This window comes from Polynucleobacter sp. MG-28-Ekke-A2 (assembly GCF_035012985.1).
GTDB lineage: Bacteria > Pseudomonadota > Gammaproteobacteria > Burkholderiales > Burkholderiaceae > Polynucleobacter.
Genome location: NZ_JAYGQU010000043.1, coordinates 1 through 2,286 on the forward strand (window position 1 = coordinate 1; position 2,286 = coordinate 2,286).

Consider the following 2,286-nt stretch of genomic DNA (forward strand, 5'->3'; position numbering starts at 1 on the left):
CCAATATTTACCGAAACAGGATGCTTGAGCCCCTCAGGGCGCTTTATTGAGAAACCTAAACCCGTGTACACGCTCTAAATCGAAATTAATGGAAGTGTTTTGAGTTTTTACACAGCCTCGGCCAATAAGAGTCATCAAAAGAAGTCTAAAGAAGTGGTGATGCAATTCATGCTGAATAGATCTCTTGAGGCCCTAAATATTCGCCGTCCTAATATTGAATAAAGCACAGCATGAGTTAATCGCTATTTTTCTATGTTCTGCAGTGCCAGCAATAGGGTCTTGCTCCATAAAAGGCGCCCCAATTGCTTGTTGGGTCATTCTTAACAATATCCTCAGCTCATTTTCATCAATTTGCCTGAAACTCGCACTTGTATTTTTCTGCATCGCATCCAAGAATGGTGGAACTAGTAGATCTGCAATAGCATGAAATTTTTCTGGATCTTGAGATCTTTTGAGATATTGACGCAGCATTTTATTTAGGAGCTTCGGGTGAGGCTGTTTCCAAATTTCGAAGGAGTCATCTACTAATTTAGTAAAAATATCACTCACGGTTGAGCTAGGATCAAGCTTTATAATATTTTCACCAAAGGCGGCATGCACTTTCTCTCGGCGTTTATTGAAAACATACGAGAATAGATCATCAATTTTAGAGAAGTAGTGATAGATATTGCCTACAGAATACCCAGAATGTTCAGAAAGCTCCCGAATATTTAATACCTTGGGGTCTCCAGATATTGCAAGCTTTGTAGCGGTCTCAAAGATAGTTTCAATTGCTTTTTCGGATCGATCTTGCTCCGGGCTGTTTTTTAGAAAATCACGTTTTGCATTCATATGAAGACCTTTAGGAGTTGATGAAACCGAACCTACTTACATTTAAACCACTTTCGGCTATGTAGAGTAAGCGAGAGGGGGCTTATTGTGCAAACTCTAAACCGAACAAATTAATAGCATTTCGCCAGTACGATCATTGTAAATAATTGATTAGAAATGAGTTTATGAAAAAAATCCTAACAACATTTGCTATTGGAGTCTTTTTCTCAACACAAGGCATTGCGCAAAAGAGTTTTGAGGGTGCTTTTGGTCAAATTGGTGCTGGTTATGAAAGCGTTAACCAAACACTGGGCAGTGCTAGCGTCCAGACTGGGGGAAGTAATTATCCCGCCACAACTAGCATTCAAAGTGCCAACGATTTTGTAGCCCAAGCATCCATTGGCCACTATTTTTCTGTCACACCTAAGTTTTTAATTGGCGTAGATGCGGATTGCCGTTTTTCAATTATTGGTAATACGCTAATTTAATATTCAATTCAAAAACATACTCCTGGAAACTTCATGAAAATATCTTTACCTTTTACAATCGCCGTTGCTTGTCTATTAGCAGCTTGTAGTAATGCTCCCAAATTAAACACCCAAGCAATGCCAAGATCTGGTTTTTTGCCAAATTACAATGTTCTGCAGCCAATTGCTATTAGAGATACTGATGCAAGAGTATGGCGCTATTACAAAGATAGCGTCAATATGAAATCCTACAATGCCGTCATACTTGACCCCATCTATCTAAACCAAAGTGCAACTAAAGAAGTCAGTAACGATGTTATTAATCAAACCAAGACAGCCCTGCAACAGTCAATGGTTGAGGCTGTAAACAGCAGGGGTAATATCAAAATTGTTACTCAGCCAGGCCCTGGAGTTGCCAGAATTTCTGTTGGTATCACGGGTGGAGAGTTGTCTGCTGACAGCCTGCAACCTTGGAATTTCACGCCAATTGGATTGGCTGTAAACGCAGCTGCATATGCTGGCGGCGTGAACTCAAAAACACCTGCATTAGTAGTGGAAAGTAAGATTTCTGATAGCCAATCAAATGAGATTATTGGTGAAGGGCTGATTACTGTTCAAGGTGAGTCATTCAGAACTGCTAGTGGATCCGTTGATTCATTTGTGGCGATGGCTAAAAAAGTGGTTCGTCTGGCACTAGAAACTTCTGTTGGTGCAGGGCCTTCAAAATAAACTATTATGTTTTTTGAGCAAACCCCAAAACTTATCTATGTACAAGTAATTGCAACCCTTTTGATTGGCGGTAATCATTGGCCTAGCGGCCTGGGGCTTAGTTTTCAAAACACCATTATTTAAGGCTTTCTAGAAAAGATTTCTCTTTAAAATAACGTAGATTCAAACACGAAGTGCAACACGGTTTAAGGACTGCATAAATACTTCATTGGGGGTTTTAAATCCTAATCGTTTTCTAGGTCGGTTGTTTAAACGGTCTTGGATCATTCTAAGCTCCTTA

3 protein-coding genes are annotated in these 2,286 nt (G+C 39.8%); 2 read left to right on the forward strand and 1 reads right to left on the reverse strand.

The window, feature by feature from the left end; translation table 11 throughout:
* Window positions 1–192: 192 nt before the first annotated feature.
* A complete protein-coding gene (locus VC188_RS11800; RefSeq protein ID WP_323484093.1) occupies window positions 193–831 on the reverse strand; it encodes a helix-turn-helix domain-containing protein in 639 nt (212 codons plus the stop codon).
* Window positions 832–995: 164 nt separating this feature from the next.
* Here VC188_RS11800 and VC188_RS11805 point away from each other — a divergent pair, with 164 nt between their 5' ends.
* Together VC188_RS11805 and VC188_RS11810 are read left to right on the forward strand one after the other, a co-directional pair.
* Entirely contained in the window at window positions 996–1,298 is a 303-nt protein-coding gene (locus tag VC188_RS11805) for a hypothetical protein (protein ID WP_323484094.1), read from the forward strand.
* Window positions 1,299–1,331: 33 nt separating this feature from the next.
* On the forward strand, window positions 1,332–2,006 hold the full coding sequence (locus tag VC188_RS11810; RefSeq protein ID WP_323484095.1) for a DUF3313 domain-containing protein: 675 nt from the start codon (window positions 1,332–1,334) through the stop codon (window positions 2,004–2,006).
* Window positions 2,007–2,286: the final 280 nt, after the last annotated feature.